Origin of the sequence: Paraburkholderia sp. CI2 (assembly GCF_014201055.1) — a bacterium.
Taxonomy (GTDB): Bacteria; Pseudomonadota; Gammaproteobacteria; order Burkholderiales; family Burkholderiaceae; genus Paraburkholderia; species Paraburkholderia tuberum.
This window is the reverse complement of sequence record NZ_JACHDL010000017.1, coordinates 114,083-130,796: the sequence shown is the minus strand read 5'-3', so window position 1 is coordinate 130,796 and position 16,714 is coordinate 114,083. Positions and strand designations below refer to the sequence as shown.

Below are 16,714 nucleotides of genomic sequence, written 5' to 3'. Positions count from 1 at the left end.
CCGCGTTGACGCGGCGCTTCACCGATAGCGGCGATGGTGTGTTGTGGCTGACCAGCTCCACGTCGCCCGGCATGACGTGATCGGGCTGTGCAACGCGCTGTCGCAGTCGATCTTCGAGCTGTATCGTCGCGAGGCAGACAGGCTGTTGGGTGATTATCTGATCGAGCCCGAGGCTTCGGTCGCGACCATCGAACTCGCTGACGATGTGGGTTTCGACGATATCGTCGTCGAGCGTGCGGGCACAAATGGACCGGTGCGCGAAGTTGCGGGCGTCGACTACGGATGCCTTCACGCCGCGCTCAGCGACGCGATTCGCGAGTGCGTGCTGAGTCTGTCCGGCCATGCCGCGCAACGGTGCCGCGCGTCGATCGCTCAGCTGACGATGCTCGCGCGGCGTCTCGAGGGGTCGTTGGCGACGCATGAGGAAGGCTTGCTCGATCTGAAGTCGCAGGTGCGGTCGGAAACTTTCTGAAGCGCCCTTCAAACGCCAGGCCTCAGCGTGATCGTGAACGACCGTGGTGTCTCACCGCTTTCATCGCGCGGCATCGGGTCGGAGCGCTTGACCGCCTCGATGGCGGCCTTGTCCCACGCCCGATCGCCACTCGATCGAACGATCTTTACCGATTCGAGGCTGCCAGACGACGTGCAGTGCACTTCGACCACGCTTTCGCGATGCCCGGTCTTGCCATTCCAGACGATATTGGGCTGCACGCGTTGCCGGACGAGCTCCGCGTAGTCGGATACTTTCGGCGCCGACGCCGGTTGTCGAGGCGCCGCCGAAGCGAAATTTTTCAGCGCCGAGATCAGTGACGCCGCCGAACGTCTGCTGCTGTCGAGTTCCGCTAGCGTGATCCATTCACGCGCCGGTTGTGGCGTTTTATCGAACGCCTGGCGGTAAAAGCGCATGGCCTTGCACCACGCCTCGGGCGAAAGCTCGCCTTGGCGGCCGCTCGTCAACAGCCCCAGATCATCGGCCTCGGAAGGGTCGCGATTCAGCGCGTCTGCGAGCGACGCCGACAGCGCCAGTTGCCCGCGCAGCCGTTGTCCTGGCGTGACTTGCGGCAGCGGCGTGGTCTGCGTCGACTGTTTGACGAGGTTGAACATCGCCTGCAGTTGCGCCTGCAGTTCCGCGTCGGTCTCCTTATCCATCGACAGATAGCGCGACGTGATCAGCTGCAGATTCTTGAGCCCGCCGCAATCGGGCGGTGCGTTGTTCAGCGCGCGCGTCGTCAGGCTCATCAGCCGTTCGCGGTCCTGCTGCGAGATGCGCGCCATGCCGTCAAGCACGCCTAGCGCGCGAGCGAGCACAGCGGGACCCGCCGTAGCCGCATTGCTGTCGGACGAAAAGTAGTAGCGCTGAATGTCCGGATCGGCTGTCAGTTTCTGCGCCCAGTCCGCGATCAGCTTCGCTTTGGACGAGCCGGCCGGGATGCCTAAGCGGTTGGCCAGTTCGGCGGCATCGAGCGGTTGGCCGGGTAGAAACGGCAAGGCGGTCGACAGCAGCGAAGAACCGGTCGCGCCCGCGGGAGAAGACGGCGGTCGTGTGGAGTCCGCGTTGCTCGCGGTCGCCGCGACGCCTGCGCCGGAGCGAGCCGTATCGCCGCTCACGTGCGGTAGATTGAAAACGAAATTCGTTTCGACCGCCACAGGCTGATTGTCCATACCCGTGAGCGGGCTGCACTGGGCACGCCGCGATGCCTGAAGGGCGAGGTTGTCGAACGCCGGATTGCCGGACGAGACTTCGACGACCGCGTCGCTGATCTGTCCACGTTCGTCGACCCATGCACGCACGATCGCATTGGGACGCGGCGCCTGCGCGACCGCAGCGCCGGCGGACTTCAGATCGTCGTTGGACAAACCGTAGGTGCAGGCCAGGCTCCGCGCGGACACGAATTGCGGTGTCGACGTGATCGTGGCACTGGCTGCGCCCGTACCGACGATGCAGGCAAGGATCAGCGACGCTTTCGTCAGGTGCACACGCAGCGGATTCCAGCGACGGAGCAGGTGCGGCTCTTTCATTGGGTTTGTCAGCTTCGGATCGTGCACGCGCGCTGGGTCACGGCCCCGGATTCGCCTCGCCCCAACCGGCTTGCTGCGCAGATCGATGGCTTTGCCGATACGCACCGAGCATGCGCTCCTGGTATCGCGTAACGGTCTCGAGGGAAGTGTCCAGGTTACGTCGAGGATGGATCGCCATCGCGCGGCGCATTGAGCATCCGCTCCACATAGCGCGCGATCAGATCGATCTCCAGATTCACTTTTACCCCGTCGTGCAGATGCTTGAGCGCCGTCACCTGCACGGTATGCGGAATCAGATTGATTGAAAACTCGCAGCCGTCGTCGCGATCAACGACGGAGTTCACGGTCAGGCTCACGCCATTGACCGTAATCGATCCCTTGTACGCGAGATAACGACCGATGTCGCGCGGCGCGAGAATGCGCAGCTCGTGCGATTCGCCGACCGGCGCGAAACGCGTGACGACACCGAGTCCGTCGACGTGTCCGGACACGATATGTCCACCGAGCCGGTCATGCGCGCGCAGTGCTTTCTCGAGATTGACCTCGCCGGTTTCGCCGAGACCGGCCGTGCGGTTCAGGCTCTCGCGCGACACGTCGACCTCGAACGAATGAGCAGTCTTCGCGACCACCGTCATGCAGGCGCCCTGGATCGTGATGCTGTCGCCGAGCTGCACATCGGCGAGGTCGAGCCCGCCCGCCTCGACGTTCAGGCGCACGCCCGCGTCGCCGCCCGTGCCGAGCGGCTTGACTGATTCGATGCGGCCCACTGCCGCGACGATTCCTGTAAACATCGTGCTAGTCCTTGATCATTTCGAAACGGTGGGAGACACGGTGTCGGTCCCGGGTAAGGCTGTCGGCGCGAAACGCGCGAGGATCCGCAGATCGTCGCCGATCCGCTCGACCGTGTGGAAATTCAGCTTCACGCGGTCTTCGAGCCGGTCGGGCGCGTCCAGATTGAACATGCTCATCGAGTCCACGCCGAGCAGGCTCGGCGCGAGATAGACCAGCAGTTCATCGACGCAGCCTTCGCGCAGCAGCGAACCGTTCAGCTTGTAGCCGGCTTCGACGTGCAGCTCGTTGACGTGACGCTCGCCGAGCACGCTCAGCATGCGCGGGAGATCCACCTTGCCGAACGCGTTCGGCAGCGGCACGATCTCGGCGCCGCGCTCGCGCAGCGCGCTCGCGCGTTCTTCGAGACGCGCGTCGAGCTCGCCGCAGAAGATCAGCGTCGGCGCGCCGGCCAGGATCTGCGCGTCGAGCGGCACGTCGAGCTGGCTGTCGATCAGCACGCGGTGCGGTTGGCGCGGTGTATCGACCGCGCGCACGGTCATGCGCGGATTGTCCTCGCGCACAGTGCCGATGCCGGTCAGGATCGCCGACGCGCGCGCCCGCCACGCATGACCGTCGGCCCGCGCGGCCGCGCTCGTGATCCACTGGCTCTCACCCGACGGCAAGCCGGTGCGGCCATCGAGCGACGCCGCCACTTTCATGCGCACCCACGGACGGCCGCGCGTCATGCGCGACACGAAGCCGATGTTCAGCTCCCGCGCTTCGTTCGCGAGCAGCCCGCAGCGTACTTCGATACCGGCTTCGCGCAGCCTCGCGAGACCGCGGCCGGAGACCTGCGGGTTGGGATCTTCCATCGCCGCGATCACGCGGCCGATCTGCGCTTCGATCAGCGCGTTCGCGCACGGCGGCGTGCGGCCGAAATGGCTGCACGGTTCGAGCGTCACGTAGGCGGTCGCGCCGCGCAGGTCGTGGCCGCGCGAGCGCGCGTCCTTCAGCGCGCGAATTTCGGCGTGATCCTGGCCGGCCGGCTGCGTGAAGCCTTCGCCGATCACCTCGCCGTTTCTAACGAGCACGCAACCGACCCGCGGATTCGGGTCGGCCGTGTACATGCCGCGCTTCGCGAGCGCGAGCGCGCGTTCCATGTGGACGAAATCGGTTTGCGAGAACATCGGTGTCCGTTGTGGTGCGGTGTCTGGGTCGTGCGAGTTGCGGCCTTTGCTTCGGGCCCGGCTTCAGCCTTTCAACGCTGCGAACGCGCCGCGCGCGGCGTCGATCGTCGCGTCGATCACCGCGTCGTCGTGCGCGCTCGACACGAAGCCGGCCTCATACGCGGACGGCGCGAAGTACACGCCCGCGTCGAGCATCTTGTGGAAGAACGCGTTGAAGCGCGGCACATCGCTCTTCGTGACGTCGGCGAAGCTCGTCGGGATCGATTCGCGAAAGTAGATGCCGAACATGCCGCCGAGCGCATCGGCCGCGAACGGCACGTCCGCTTCGCGTGCCGCCCGCGCGAGCCCTTGCGCGAGACGCGTGGTGCGCGCGGCGAGCGTGTCGTAGAAGCCGGGCGCCTGGATCAGCTGCAGCGTCTTCAGGCCGGCCGCGACCGCGATCGGATTGCCCGACAGCGTGCCCGCCTGATAGACGCCGCCGAGCGGCGCGAGGTGAGCCATGATGTCGCGCCGGCCGCCGAACGCCGCCGCCGGCATGCCGCCGCCGATTACCTTGCCGAGGCAGGTGAGGTCCGGCGTGATGCCGTAGAGTTGCTGCGCGCCGCCGAGCGCGACGCGGAAGCCGCACATCACTTCGTCGAAAATCAGCACCGCGCCGTACTCGGTGCACAGGCGCCGCAGCGCCTGCAGGAATTCAGGGGTCGCGCGCACGAGGTTCATGTTGCCCGCGACCGGCTCGACGATCACCGAGGCGATCTCGTTGCCGAACGCCTTGAACGCTTCTTCGAGCTCGGCGACGTTGTTGTATTCGAGCACGGTGGTGTGCTTCGCTATATCGACCGGCACGCCCGCCGAGGTCGGATTGCCGAAGGTCAGGAGGCCCGAGCCGGCCTTCACGAGCAGGCTGTCCGCGTGGCCGTGATAGCAGCCTTCGAACTTGACGATGCGGCTGCGGTTCGTGAAGCCGCGCGCGAGACGCAGCGCGCTCATCGTCGCCTCGGTGCCGCTCGACACCATGCGCACCTGTTCGATCGACGGCACCAGCTTGCAGATTTCCTCGGCGATCTCGACTTCCGACTCGGTCGGCGCGCCGAACGAAAAGCCATTCACGAGCGCGCGCTGCACGGCTTCCAGCACTTCGGGATGAACGTGGCCGAGGATCATGGGGCCCCACGAGCCGATGTAGTCGGTATAGCGCTGGCCGTCCGCGTCCCAGAAGTACGGGCCTTGCGCGCGCTCGATGAAACGCGGTGTGCCGCCGACGGAACGGAAAGCGCGCACCGGCGAATTCACGCCGCCGGGGATCGTGCGTTGCGCGCGTTCGAAGAGGGTTTCGTTTCTGGACATGGCGATGGGTGGAATAGGGAACAGGGGTTGCGCAGCGGCGCAAAGGGCCTCGGACGATTCCCGCGGACCCTTCGCGCGATGCTGGGATGGATCGAGAAATTGTACCGGAGTCGGCGCCGGCGGGCTGTGCGGGCGGGCGGTCGCGGCGGCGCGTGTTTCGCCTAGCTGCCCGGTGCGGGTATCGTCGGCGGCTTGCGCCTGCCGGTCAATTCGGCCCAGCGCTTCTCCAGCGCGCCTTCGGCGATCGGCTTGATGATCGTGCCCGAGCTTTGCGCATCCCACGTCTGCACCGAGAACGGATGCACACGCAGCTGATCGCGCGTGATGACCGGCGCGTGATGCGCATCGACGAGCCAGTCGTAGACGAAATCGATGCACAGCCGGTAGCCGCGTTTGGTCGACGCGTCGGGGACTTCGTAGGGCGCGCGCGTCACGTAGCCCGAACCGAAGATGCCCTTCGGCTCCTGCGCGACGCGATGCAGGAACACGCGATCGCCGGGCAGGATGCCGCGCGCGAAGCCGCAGCCCCACACGTCGGCCACCGCGTCGCCGGCCGCCACGCGTTTCGCGATGTCGGGCAACTCGGGCCACGGCCATTTTTTGGGGCTCCAGATCAGCAGGAAGGCGGTCATCGCGGGTTCGAACGGGATCAGGGGAGGGGCGTTGCGCGAGGTCGAGCGTTTATGTCGGGCCGTCAAGCTGCGCATACGGAAGCGCGTTGGGCATGCTGGCGGCAGCTTAACCGATCGAGGCTGATTGCGCCGCGCGGCGCTGTCGCGCAACGTCCACGCAGCGGGCCACGAGCGCCGTCAGCGGATTAACCGTCGCGTACAATCGAGCCGGTCAACTGATGGCCGTTCCCGCTTCACCCGTTCCGCTGCCGATGCCGGCGCGGCGTTCCATCCGGATTTCCCATGTCTCACGTCGTCAGACGCCGGCCCGATGGCCGGCTGATCCTGTTGCTCGGCGCACTGGCCGCGTGCGGGCCAATTTCCATCGACATGTATCTGCCGAGCCTGCCGACCATCGCGCAGGCCTTCGCGGTCGGCACGGGCGCCGCGCAATCGACGCTCACGAGCTTCATGTTCGGCTTTTCGATCGGCATGTTGCTGTACGGTCCGCTGTCCGATACCTATGGCCGTCGGCCGATCCTGCTTGGCGGCATCATCATGTATGCGCTCGCGAGCATCGCCTGCTCGCTGTCGGTCTCGATCGGCTCGCTGGTCGGTTTCCGCTTCGTGCAGGCGTTGGGCGCGGGCGCGGCGTCGGTGCTGGCTCGCGCGATCGCGCGCGATGCGCACGAGCCGGGCGACGCGGCGCGCGTCCTGTCGATGATCGCGATCGTCACGGCGATCGGTCCACTGCTCGCGCCGCTGATCGGCGGACAGTTGCTGCTGCTGGGCGGCTGGCGCGCCGTGTTCGTCGCGCTGACGCTGTTCGGTTCCGTGTGCGCGGTGACCGCATTCCTGAAGGTGCCGGAGACGTGGCCGCGCGAGATGCGCGCGCAGTCGGCGCTGCTGAAGTCGTTCGGCGCGTATGGCACGCTGCTGCGCGATCCGGTCGCGTGGGGACACATGTTGTGCGGCGGCATGGCGTTCGCGTCGATGTTCGCGTACATCACGGCGACGCCGTTCGTATACATCGAGTATTTCCACGTGTCCGCGCAGCACTACGGCTTCCTGTTCGCGCTGAACATCGTCGGCATCATGGTCGGCAATTACCTGAACACGCGGCTCGTCGGCCGGCTCGGGCCGGTGCCGATCATCTCGTTCGCGGCGACCGTGAGCTTCGTCGCGTCGCTGTTCGTGTCCGTCGTGTCGCTGACGGGGTGGGGCGGCTTATGGTCGATCGTGTTCGGGCTGTTCTTCGTCGTCAGCGTGGTGGGCGTATTGTCCGCCAACTGCACGACCGATCTGATGCATCGCTATCCCGCCAACGCGGGCGCCGCGGCGGCCGTGTTCGGCGCGGTGCAGCTCGCGCTCGGCGCACTGTCGAGCCTCGCGGTCGGACTGTGGCAGGACGGCACGCCGAAGGGCATGGGTATCGTGGTCGGCGTGGCGGGCTGTCTGTGCTTTGTCGGACGCATGCTCGTGATGCGTTGGCACGGGAGGAAGTCGCCGGTTGCGGCTGTGTGAGCGTGTTGTCCGGATATCGAGGGTGAGCACTGCGCGAGCGCTGTGAAAACGGCGTGAAAACTGGATGACGATCGTGCTATTGCGGCTGTGGGCATCGGCCGACGCGTGAGTTCATCGGACGCGTCTCCGGAAAACACCTGGTGTTGCGCGCGCACCACCGTGCGTCGCGGTTTGCATTGCTATGATGAAGTCACTGTTCCTCGGAGCGGCACTCATGGCGATCAAAGACCTGATGAACGGCGAGCGGCAATTTGCCGCATTCGCCGAAGCGCAACGGCTGGCCGACAGCGGCGCTTATTACGATTACACCGACATCGAATACGTGTTGCGCTTTGATCACGGTTTGACGGATGTATCGGCTCTGCTCGATAGCCAGTTGATGCATCGCGATCTGAATCGTCGTTGCGCGGATGCGCGCGAAAAGCTCGAGATGGCGGACGCGTGATGCATATTGCGTCGTGCGCGGGTTCGTGCTGAATGAAGCACGGCGATGAATCGCTCCGAGATTTTCACTTCTGGAGTGGTGGATGACCGATAGCCCGCACGCCTCACGTTTGCCCCACACCGACAATCCCGCCGCGCTGGCGAAACCCGGCGGCCACTACAGTCATGTCGCGGTCGCGAATGGCTTCGTCTTCGTGTCCGGGCAATTGCCGATCAACGCGCAAGGCGAAAAGCTCGCCGATGCGTCGTTCGACGTGCAGGCCGAACAGGTTCTGGCCAATGTGAAGGCGGCGCTCGAAAGCGTCGGCAGCAGCGTCGCGCAACTGGTGCAGGTGCGCGTGTATGTCGTCGATGTCGAACATTGGGCGAGCTTCAATCAGATCTATGCGGGCTGGGCCGGCGAGGCAAGGCCGGCGCGCGCGGTCGTGCCGGTGCCGCAGTTGCACTATGGGTTCAAGATCGAGGTTGAGGCGGTGGCGGTGGTTTGAATTCGACATTACAGCCATATAGCAACTACGGCATGACTTTCTCTGTGGCGGCCGCTAATTCTCGACATAGAGAACTCATGCCGATCGGGCAAGATGACGTTGAAAGCTTGGCGATTCTGGAAAGATCGTCAGTGTCTAGCGTCGTATCGATGTGGCGGAGCACAAAGGCTTTCAACGACGGATTACGTTTTATCAATACACCTAGTTGCGGCAAAGTGTGCCAGTGATCCACTAGCAGACGCGCGACAGCTTCTGAGTTGCCTTCCGCGATTTCGCCATCGTCACACTGCGCGTACTTGTTGAACGCCTCATTCACGTTTGCCCACGTGTCGAGGTGATCGATTGTTGCATCCGCCGCACTTGCCTCACGCTCCGTGCAGGTTATGCCATACGCAACCGCAACCACGCTAGTGCAATGAAGGCGACCACACCCATGAGACGCGTCAAAGAATAGGTGCACTTGCGTCTATCCATGAGTATGTCCCGCAAGATTCCTGGCTCGATTGCGCTCAGTTGCCGTGCGCGCGGCCACGGAATCATTGTGGTTGACTTCTGCAGCCGTGATCGGGTCCCGGTGCATCTGTTCGCGGATTTCTCTCATGGCGTCGTCCGACGTGCGGATGCAGCTCTTTGTCGGGTGCTGAGGTCCCGGCAAATAGCGGGCATTAGCTCTGCCCGAATGCACGCCAATGCCGGTATGGCCTGGCACGTTGAAACGGATGATCCCATACAAGCCATACGGGCCATTGGCAGATGCCACATGCTGGTGCGGGGTGGCTTGGTCCTGCACGCTATATGTTCCATTCGGAATATGGCGGATTGCCGCGTGGCTGTCGACGTTGTTGTAAGCCGCCCAAGTACCGATCGTCTTACCGGTGGCATCAACAAACGAGATTTGATGTGTCTGTCCGTCGAATAGCAGTTTCGACATGTGGCATACCACTAGAGTTGTAAAAAATGAGGGCTGCGGAGTCCGGCGGCATACGATCAGTGGGATGGCCGACGCTGCATTGATTCAATGGGAACTCTAGCTTTGCGGCTGCCATAGGTGTGCTATGGGCGAACTCCTAAAGCAAGGCCGATCCGATGTCGTAAGCAGGGCGGCAGCGCGGTCAGTCGCACTCTATCGATCGCGTTTGTATTGCCTTCGTTTCTATCTCGGTCTTGATATCGGCGTGAAGCGCCGGGCGGCCAACAGCGCGATCCAGCAGTTGGCGCGACGCCGCCAGCCGCAGCTGTTCGCCGCTGTGGCGCATCAGGTTGATCTGCGTCGCGATCGAATTCGGCGGGTTCTTTGGGGGCAGAAACGAAATACGGGCCAAAAGGCCTAATGCCGTTCAGTTAAGGTCTTTTTTGAGGTATCGAACGGTATAACGGAAAGGTCTGGATTTGACGGCCCGAGCGCAAGTGCGCCCGGGCCGTTTTTCGTTGAGAAGCTGCTTGAGCCGCTCGCGCAAGCGAGTCAGCAGCATGGGAAGTTTGCCGTACGAGCGCGTCACGGCTGCCCATGTCATTTCATACTGGATGATATGAAAGGCCCGGATGAAGCTCAGATCGTTGGGCGCGTGCCCGGCATCAAGTGCCGCTTTGGCTATTTCCAGACGGATCAGGTTGTAGGCGATCAGGGCTCCCCAGAGTTCCTGGTAGACGCCTTGCACGGTGTGGCTGCGAAGCGTCAGCTGCATGCCCAGCATCGATTGCTTCAACTCGTGGTAGCTGGTCTCGATCTGCCAGCGACGCTCATGGCACGCCACAATATCAATTGCCTTGAATCGCCTTCGATCGGTCAGCGACGTGAGCAATATGCGCTGCCGGCCGCGGGCATCGACGGCAAGCACCGCACGGGCTTGCCAGAATTCGGGCAGTTGCGGACATTTCGCTCGTGCCTGGGGTGACACGCGCATGCGCACGATCTGATCACCATCGTGCCCGCTCAGCACCTCCCAACGCGTATTGGACTTGGCCGGGATGATGAAATGCCGGTTCTGGCCACCCGAGACCAGGTTGCATAGCAACTGGGCCGACAGGAACCCTTTGTCGAACACGGTAATGGAGCTGTCTGGCACACGCGGGATAAGCTCACGCGCCCAGATCATCTCATTGGTGTCGTAAGGACCGAAGCTGGCATCGCGCACCAGACGCGTTGCAATGGCGGTGAGCGTGACTGCGCGCAATTGAGGATAGCTGCCCACCCGGTCATGAGTGGCGGCGGAAGCGCCAAAGTGCGTGCGGTTGGCGGCACTGTCGGCGGTTTGCAGCGTCGTGCCATCCATCGCGAACAGCGCGCAGCCCTTGAAGAGATACCTGGCCTGATCCTGCGCGATCCAGTTCCTGGCCGATTCGTGAAACAGCCACGCCAGGGGCGCCGCGCCGGTGCGCTGACGCGCCTGTGCGATGGCGCTTTTACTGACAAATGACGCTTGCGGTGTGGGTAGGGCAAGGTCCAGTTCGTCAACGACCTCACTGATCGACTGGTGCCGGTACAACGCCAGCGCAATCACCAGCCATACGACCTGCTGCGCGGGTAGCCGGCGCCGACGAATGCTCGCACTGCCACTGGCCTGTACCGCACGCTCGATCCACTCGTACGGAGATGCTGCCCCAGCCGGTCCCATTCGAGCGGCGGCTGTGATTCCACGAATGGGCGTAGATCATCGACCAGCATGGCGATGAAAGTTAACACCCCTTCACCCCGTTTACAACCGCTTTGCGCCGCAAACAAAAATGCCGTTCAGTTGCTTAACTGAACGGCATTAGGCCAAAAGGCCCGTATTCATTGGGTGTCTGGCGGAGGCGGTGTCCGCCAATAATTCAGCATTGGCGCGGCTTTACAGAGTAATTGATCGATCAGTCCACCATCCAGACCACCATCCGGCGATAAACAAAAAAGCCCGCGCGGATCGCACCGGCGAACTTTCATCGGCCGCACATTCCCCATAGTCGTTTCGGAGATAACGCCGCTTCTCGCTTTAGAAAGTCATCAATCTGTTCCGGCGTTCGGTGCGGCGCCTTGCCTGTTGTCCTCATCTCCCGGTTAGTGAGGGCATTGAATAGCCTATCCAAATTTGCATAGAGGTCGGGAGCATCGTCGATCACTCTGAAGCGTGTTCGATACGATGCGGTTTTCTGGCTGTACGGCACAATCCACGCCTCGAAAAATTCATATACTGCATCAAGATCTATTGCCCGCCGGGACAGCAAGAACCCTATCTGTTCTAGAAAATCCAGAAGATCGCCCACGGCATCGTCGTTTGTTTCTTCGCTTGCTGTCAGCGCCCGAGCGGCTTTCGCTCTGGTCTTCCTCATCTCCGGCGAGTCAAACCGGTCTGCGAGTTTCAAGATGAGGTCAATTCGCATGGTGTAACGGGCTCGATTGGCCTGCCACCACAAAACGAATATTGCGACGACAGCGCCAATCACAGGTGCGATGGTGCGGATGAAGTCTCCAATCCCGCTCGCTCTGAGATATGAGCCCAGCGGTCCCCAATACGCCCCCAGCACGGTGCCTAGAGCAAACAATACAAGCGCTGCAAAAGTCAGTGCGTACCATCTCCACGTGCCGCATAGGCACCCGACAAGATCCCTTAATGCATTGCAAGCGATGCCTAACATCTTTCCGACCTGTTTTGATCAAACGCCCAACGGATGTCCGACCGGCGCGCGCAATACCGGGCTTGCACCCCCACCCCCCAGCGGTCATTTCAACGGTTGCATCAATGCCAGCGTTATGGACACTCGCCCAGCGATGCCCGGCCCTCGGCCAGAATCGCACCGATAGCGATCAATGAGAAAAGCGTGGCCGCGAGGACATACACACTCCATGTGGCCACGGGCCGCCGGCTGGGTCTGCGCTCGTTGGTGGTCATGCCGCGTGAGGCTTCGGCCGCGCAGCGACGCATCGTTGATCGATGTTGGCGCGCACGACCGGGTTACCTAGCAACTGGTGAGCATCAAGCACGCCATAACGGGCCCGAAGCGCTTTTTCGATCTCTTGCCACCCAGCATACTTGCCGCTGTCGGCAAGGCTGTACGCTGCTCGCCGTGCGGCCTCGCGTCGCCCCGCCCCCAGCACATCCCGGCTCGTCATGGCTTGCCTCTGACGTAAGGGTGTCGCTTACATCATAGGACGCCAATGGCGCGCTGCCGCCATGCCTCGCCGTGTCTCGTTCAATCCAGATCGAACAGCGCCCGGTCAGCGGGCCGGGATAGCGCATCGTCCATCATCTGCCTGAATTCAGCCTCAGCCCACTCGCCGCGATCCACACGCCTGAGAACGGCCTCGCCGACGAGCTGCACCTTGCGCTCGCGGTCGGCCTTCGTCTGCTTGTGCGCATAGAGGCGCGCTTTGTCAGCGACCTTGCGGGCCTGCTTCAGTTCGTCGAGCTTCCTGTCGGTCGCGGTAATGCGGCTTTTCAGCAGAGACATTGGCTACTCCTTCGTATCGGTCAATGTGTGACGGCATCGAAGCGGTTTCGGACCCGGCCGACGGCGCGCTTGATCTTTAGAAGCGGGATTTCCCCGGTTCGAAGCCGCGCCGCCCTCTCGCGACGCGAGGGAGGTCAATCAATCTCCTGAATCCCGTGGCACACCGCGACGACTTCGGCACCGACGGACGGCTCCAGTACGAACAGGATGGACTTTTTTGCAGCAATGGCTGCATCGATTGTCTGCGCCTTCTCGTCCGTCATCGCTGCGCGATAGTCGTGCTGGCTGTGTGCCCAATTTACATAGGCGCGAATCTCATCGGGCGTGAACGCATGCGACGGCGAAATGAGCAGGCGCGACACTACATTCTGCTGGCAGAAATCGTTGATACGTACGGCCGAGACTCCGGAGAACAATAGTTTCGGCGCAGCGCCGTCTGCGCATTTGAAACTGAGCAGCAGAGAGGAATCCGTGCGCGAGCATGCGCAGCCGATCAGCTCGGCGTCGTGATAGCTATGTCTGATTTTCATGAGTGGCAAAGGTAGGAAAGGGTGTGATCGCTTGCAGGATGGTCGACTGGGGTAGCTTTTAGGGTAGCGGCGAAACACGCACCCCCGGCCCACGAATGGGAAAGGGGCCGCCCGCGTCCTCCCAGTTGTGGGCATGCGGGATGCCTTGCCCGTGGTCGTGGTCGAAATCAAAATCAACGACTGGAAAACCGTCTTGCCCGTACATCCGCATCTGGCCGCTGCCGGGGTTCGTGTACCAGCTGCCGGCCGCGCCCTTGTTAGGCGTCAGGTTGCCCGCAAGATCGAAGGAATCACCGGACACAGCGTCGTCGCCGTACTCGAACGGATGCGCACCGCTGAACGGCGTCGATGTACCCTCGGTCGATTCAGCGAACCCCTCGGCCACACCGTCACCTTCGCCCATGTCCGCGTTGCCGCCGACAAGTGCACCGGCCACGGCCTCGACTACCCCAAGCAGGGCGCCGCCGCTGCTACTGCCGCCCATCGCAGCGCGCGCGGCGACAAGTCGCGATTCCCACGTGGCCGGATCGTACGGGCCTGACAGGACCGGCTCGCCGTTGAATGAGGTGATGCCGGGCGGGAACAGATTGGGTGAGCGGCTCCAGTAGGTTCCACCTCCACCCCCTGATGACGGCCAGCGCAGCGGTGCAGGGGTGGGGCTGTACACACGCCCCAGCGCGGAACGCCGGTCACGGTGGACCACCGGGACGAGCCGCCCATCTTTCACCGCCTGCCTGAGAACGCGCTCGATACTCGCGTTGTCGGTCGGCAGGTTCCAGTGCGGGAGACCCAGCGCATCCCTGACATAGGTCTGGATTTCGCGTAGAGCCTGACCGCCCGTGATCGTTCGCAGATCCCAGCGTGACCGGAAATACCGGTCGAAATCTTTCCGGTCCTGTTCAAGCTGCCTGCGCGCGTCTTCTTCTTCGTCCCGCCTGTCGTCCCTCATGAACGACGACCAGTCTCGCGAGCGGCTGCTATCTCGATCCCAAAACAGGCTGCTGCGCCGTTCTCGCTCCATGCCGTGACACTGGCTGGCCGCATGCAGCGTGCACTGCCAGCTGCACTCCAGCGGAATTTCTAGCGTGTTCCAGGGCATACGATGGTCTCTATCCGTGTGACGGCGTAAACCTAGCAGATCATCGGAAGGCTATGTTTTCGGGATATGTGCTGAAACTCGAGCTGGACGAGTGAGTTTGCGAGGCGCCTCGGCGTTGCGATGCTTAACCTGATCGCCTTTGGAACGTCAGAAATCAAGCAGTACATGAGCGCTACGCAGAAGCCCATTCAGCCCTAGCGTTCGGGCTCGTCGTGATCCCGGCCCCGGTCCCGCTGACGCTGCCGTTCGAACTGACGAGACCGCGCGGCACTGGCCTGTTCGTTGACCTGTCGTTGAGCCTTGACTGCTGCCTTCGCCAGTTCGGGCTGTCGGGCCTGCACGCGCTCCTGGGCGACCGTGTTCGGGAACGGCAGACCCGTTACCCAGGCGGTGTCGCCCGTGCCGTACGCCTCGGCCCGCATGCGAATCGCCCTGAGCGCAGCGTCCGCCCGATCTGCCTCGATCGCGAGCGCTCTGCGCTCCTGCTCCCACTTGTCACTGACGAGACGCCGCAACGCTGACGGGCGTGCCTCGTCGTGCTCGGCCAGCGAGTGCCGCGCGTCTTTGGCGGCCTGTTCGCGTCCGGCCACTGCCTCGGCGATGTAAGCCGCCTGTTCGCGCACCACCTCGCGCTGGTAAAGGGCCAGCACTCGGTCGGAGAAAACTGCCCGCAGCTTGTCCTGCAGCGCCTCAGGCTGGTCCTTTATCCGACCATCGAGCTCGGCCCATAGCTGATCAACCGTTCCCGGCTTCTTCGCGTCAGCTACTTCCGGTGCCAGCTCTGCGCGGGGCGGCTCGATGACGGCGATCACCTCGCCGGAACGCACTACATCTTTAAGCACGCTCGCCAAGTCATCGGCGGCCGTACTAAGCCGGTGAAACTGGATGAAACTCAGCGCATTGTGGCGCGCCATACTATCCCCGCGTGTCGGCGCAAGATCCGACAGTGAGGCCCGCAAGAAGGCGTCGACGTGGGTCTTGCTGGACGCTCCCCGATAGTCCGTGCGGTGATACAGGTCGCAGCGGCCGTCAGAACCTAGGTCTACTCTAAGTGATCGCATTCAGCACCTTGCAAGGTTGCTTCAATCGTGAGGGAGTAAACCTAGCAGATCGCCGGGAGGCTATGTTTTCGGGATACGCCCCGTCAACGAAAAAGCCGACCATCGCGGGTCGGCTTTCTCTTCCTCGTCTTTCCCGGCTGTCCGTTAGTGGTGCAGAACGCGTCGAGGGAGGGCTTTGGGGATTATCGATACTCAAGCCGGACATAGACAAGCGGGCGATCGGGCTTGCCGTTGAGTCGGTCTATTTTCGCTGAGAGGTGTCCTGTTGATGCCCACTTTGCTACGCGGGCGCGAAGAGCCCGATTCACGTAACTCAGCGGCTTTCCGTGATGTACGACAAAAAGGGCGTCACGTTCGATCGGATTTTCGCGATCGATTGCGAATTCAACTTCGTCGCCAGCCGAAACGCCAGACAGATTCAGTCCGTGGACATGGCGCACGCCGGCCAGTTCAGTGACGTAGTCAAATGAGCCAGGCTGATCGGGAAAATCCGGCACCAATGCAAACCCGTCACTCGGCAGAGCGGCTCCGGTGTAGCCGAGCAAGGCAAGGTCTGACAGCGGAAACGGATCAGGTAATCGATGCTTCGCAAGGAAGTCGCCGAAGTCTTCCCGTCTACGCGGGGGCAGACGTCGCGTGAACGCATCAAGCACGCCGTGGCGGTGCTCAACCAGGCCGGGTCGGAAGGCGGGATACCCTACAAAGCCACACTCAACTGCGGCCTTGTAATCGTCGGTCTCCGGCAGGTACCGTAATACAGTTTCATCTCCGACCGGAACGATCTCGGCGACAACCCGCCGCGTTCGAGCATGCGGTTCAGAAACTGGTGGTTGCCAGGTCAGTAACAACCGGCTCGGTTCGCGAATAAAGGTAAGGCGGTTCATAGTATGTTTGCTCGCAGCAGCGCCAGTCTGCGCGCTATCAGTCGACGCACAAAATCCGCACCTTGTCCTGCAAGCGTTGGCGAGATGCACTGAGCGCCTACCCCGCCCCTTACCCAAACCCACACATTCGAGGATCCCATGCCGTCCATACCACTTCCGACAGAACAGTCTGTTTTCTCCCAGGGCTCGCTCCCGTACGAGAACGTCCCTGCGGCCACACCCGATGCGCTCGGTGCGATGACCGGGCGGCGTGCAGATGACACCGACAGCCGGCGCACGTCTTCGCAAGCCTGCCGAGACGCCGGCGCAGTACCTTGCGCGCCA

At 62.8% G+C, this 16,714-nt stretch carries 18 protein-coding genes and 1 pseudogene; 4 read left to right on the top strand and 15 right to left on the bottom strand.

Annotation, left to right across the window (positions count from 1 at the left end; genetic code table 11):
- The first annotated feature begins 43 nt into the window (after positions 1-43).
- Positions 44-472: a hypothetical protein gene (locus HDG32_RS22845; RefSeq protein WP_260336561.1), complete on the top strand. Its 429-nt coding sequence runs from the start codon at positions 44-46 to the stop codon at positions 470-472.
- An 8-nt stretch (positions 473-480) separates the two neighbouring features.
- On the opposite strand, the gene HDG32_RS22840 is transcribed toward HDG32_RS22845, so the two are convergent.
- The 5 genes from HDG32_RS22840 to HDG32_RS22820 form a co-directional block, all read right to left on the bottom strand.
- The gene (locus HDG32_RS22840) at positions 481-2,019 is read right to left on the bottom strand and encodes a TonB family protein (RefSeq protein ID WP_260336560.1); all 1,539 of its coding nucleotides are present in this window, start codon (positions 2,017-2,019) and stop codon (positions 481-483) included.
- Positions 2,020-2,174: 155 nt separating this feature from the next.
- Positions 2,175-2,810, bottom strand: a complete 636-nt coding sequence (locus tag HDG32_RS22835; RefSeq protein ID WP_184053233.1) for a riboflavin synthase — start codon at positions 2,808-2,810, stop codon at positions 2,175-2,177.
- A gap of 15 nt (positions 2,811-2,825) precedes the next feature.
- Positions 2,826-3,977 carry a bifunctional diaminohydroxyphosphoribosylaminopyrimidine deaminase/5-amino-6-(5-phosphoribosylamino)uracil reductase RibD gene (gene ribD, locus HDG32_RS22830; RefSeq protein WP_184070869.1) on the bottom strand — a complete coding sequence of 384 codons (1,152 nt, stop codon included), beginning with the start codon at positions 3,975-3,977 and terminating at the stop codon, positions 2,826-2,828.
- Between the two features lie 63 nt (positions 3,978-4,040).
- On the bottom strand, positions 4,041-5,324 hold the full coding sequence (hemL, locus tag HDG32_RS22825) for a glutamate-1-semialdehyde 2,1-aminomutase (protein WP_184058077.1): 1,284 nt from the start codon (positions 5,322-5,324) through the stop codon (positions 4,041-4,043).
- A gap of 161 nt (positions 5,325-5,485) precedes the next feature.
- On the bottom strand, positions 5,486-5,956 hold the full coding sequence (locus HDG32_RS22820; protein ID WP_090801467.1) for a hypothetical protein: 471 nt from the start codon (positions 5,954-5,956) through the stop codon (positions 5,486-5,488).
- Positions 5,957-6,238: 282 nt separating this feature from the next.
- Between HDG32_RS22820 and HDG32_RS22815 the strand changes: the two genes are divergently transcribed.
- From HDG32_RS22815 to HDG32_RS22805, 3 genes are all read left to right on the top strand, one after another.
- The gene (locus HDG32_RS22815) at positions 6,239-7,459 is read left to right on the top strand and encodes a Bcr/CflA family multidrug efflux MFS transporter (protein WP_184070868.1); all 1,221 of its coding nucleotides are present in this window, start codon (positions 6,239-6,241) and stop codon (positions 7,457-7,459) included.
- Positions 7,460-7,673: 214 nt separating this feature from the next.
- Positions 7,674-7,904 carry a hypothetical protein gene (locus HDG32_RS22810; protein ID WP_090805429.1) on the top strand — a complete coding sequence of 77 codons (231 nt, stop codon included), beginning with the start codon at positions 7,674-7,676 and terminating at the stop codon, positions 7,902-7,904.
- Between the two features lie 82 nt (positions 7,905-7,986).
- On the top strand, positions 7,987-8,391 hold the full coding sequence (locus tag HDG32_RS22805; RefSeq protein WP_184070866.1) for a RidA family protein: 405 nt from the start codon (positions 7,987-7,989) through the stop codon (positions 8,389-8,391).
- 25 nt (positions 8,392-8,416) lie between these two features.
- Here the strand turns inward: HDG32_RS22805 and HDG32_RS22800 are convergent, their stop codons facing one another.
- From HDG32_RS22800 to HDG32_RS22755, 10 genes and pseudogenes are all read right to left on the bottom strand, one after another.
- On the bottom strand, positions 8,417-8,707 hold the full coding sequence (locus HDG32_RS22800) for a hypothetical protein (RefSeq protein WP_221307833.1): 291 nt from the start codon (positions 8,705-8,707) through the stop codon (positions 8,417-8,419).
- 150 nt (positions 8,708-8,857) lie between these two features.
- Positions 8,858-9,322, bottom strand: a complete 465-nt coding sequence (locus tag HDG32_RS22795) for a L,D-transpeptidase (RefSeq protein ID WP_184070862.1) — start codon at positions 9,320-9,322, stop codon at positions 8,858-8,860.
- A gap of 181 nt (positions 9,323-9,503) precedes the next feature.
- Complete coding sequence (locus HDG32_RS22790; protein WP_184070860.1) at positions 9,504-9,713, bottom strand: hypothetical protein; 210 nt, start codon at positions 9,711-9,713, stop codon at positions 9,504-9,506.
- A gap of 15 nt (positions 9,714-9,728) precedes the next feature.
- A pseudogene (locus HDG32_RS22785) lies at positions 9,729-11,056 on the bottom strand (IS4 family transposase).
- Positions 11,057-11,307: 251 nt separating this feature from the next.
- Complete coding sequence (locus tag HDG32_RS22780) at positions 11,308-11,910, bottom strand: hypothetical protein (RefSeq protein ID WP_184070858.1); 603 nt, start codon at positions 11,908-11,910, stop codon at positions 11,308-11,310.
- 648 nt (positions 11,911-12,558) lie between these two features.
- A complete protein-coding gene (locus HDG32_RS22775) occupies positions 12,559-12,816 on the bottom strand; it encodes a hypothetical protein (RefSeq protein ID WP_184070856.1) in 258 nt (85 codons plus the stop codon).
- Positions 12,817-12,950: 134 nt separating this feature from the next.
- Positions 12,951-13,178: a hypothetical protein gene (locus tag HDG32_RS36610; RefSeq protein WP_260336559.1), complete on the bottom strand. Its 228-nt coding sequence runs from the start codon at positions 13,176-13,178 to the stop codon at positions 12,951-12,953.
- Positions 13,179-13,404: 226 nt separating this feature from the next.
- Positions 13,405-14,445 (bottom strand): hypothetical protein, encoded by a 1,041-nt coding sequence (locus HDG32_RS22765; protein WP_184070853.1) that lies wholly within the window; start codon positions 14,443-14,445, stop codon positions 13,405-13,407.
- 194 nt (positions 14,446-14,639) lie between these two features.
- A complete protein-coding gene (locus HDG32_RS22760) occupies positions 14,640-15,359 on the bottom strand; it encodes a hypothetical protein (protein ID WP_184070851.1) in 720 nt (239 codons plus the stop codon).
- Between the two features lie 329 nt (positions 15,360-15,688).
- Positions 15,689-16,390: a hypothetical protein gene (locus HDG32_RS22755; protein ID WP_184070849.1), complete on the bottom strand. Its 702-nt coding sequence runs from the start codon at positions 16,388-16,390 to the stop codon at positions 15,689-15,691.
- Positions 16,391-16,714 lie beyond the last annotated feature (324 nt).

Excerpts from the sequence above, each read along its gene's own strand:
- HDG32_RS22840 (WP_260336560.1), bottom strand. The coding sequence starts at position 2,019 with ATGAAAGAGCCGCACCTGCTCCGTCGCTGGAATCCGCTGCGTGTGCAC.
- HDG32_RS22835 (WP_184053233.1), bottom strand. The coding sequence starts at position 2,810 with ATGTTTACAGGAATCGTCGCGGCAGTGGGCCGCATCGAATCAGTCAAG.
- ribD (WP_184070869.1), bottom strand. The coding sequence starts at position 3,977 with ATGTTCTCGCAAACCGATTTCGTCCACATGGAACGCGCGCTCGCGCTC.
- hemL (WP_184058077.1), bottom strand. The coding sequence starts at position 5,324 with ATGTCCAGAAACGAAACCCTCTTCGAACGCGCGCAACGCACGATCCCC.
- HDG32_RS22820 (WP_090801467.1), bottom strand. The coding sequence starts at position 5,956 with ATGACCGCCTTCCTGCTGATCTGGAGCCCCAAAAAATGGCCGTGGCCC.
- HDG32_RS22815 (WP_184070868.1), top strand. The coding sequence starts at position 6,239 with ATGTCTCACGTCGTCAGACGCCGGCCCGATGGCCGGCTGATCCTGTTG.
- HDG32_RS22810 (WP_090805429.1), top strand. The coding sequence starts at position 7,674 with ATGGCGATCAAAGACCTGATGAACGGCGAGCGGCAATTTGCCGCATTC.
- HDG32_RS22805 (WP_184070866.1), top strand. The coding sequence starts at position 7,987 with ATGACCGATAGCCCGCACGCCTCACGTTTGCCCCACACCGACAATCCC.
- HDG32_RS22795 (WP_184070862.1), bottom strand. The coding sequence starts at position 9,322 with ATGTCGAAACTGCTATTCGACGGACAGACACATCAAATCTCGTTTGTT.
- HDG32_RS22775 (WP_184070856.1), bottom strand. The coding sequence starts at position 12,816 with ATGTCTCTGCTGAAAAGCCGCATTACCGCGACCGACAGGAAGCTCGAC.
- HDG32_RS22765 (WP_184070853.1), bottom strand. The coding sequence starts at position 14,445 with ATGCCCTGGAACACGCTAGAAATTCCGCTGGAGTGCAGCTGGCAGTGC.
- HDG32_RS22760 (WP_184070851.1), bottom strand. The coding sequence starts at position 15,359 with ATGGCGCGCCACAATGCGCTGAGTTTCATCCAGTTTCACCGGCTTAGT.
- HDG32_RS22755 (WP_184070849.1), bottom strand. The coding sequence starts at position 16,390 with ATGAACCGCCTTACCTTTATTCGCGAACCGAGCCGGTTGTTACTGACC.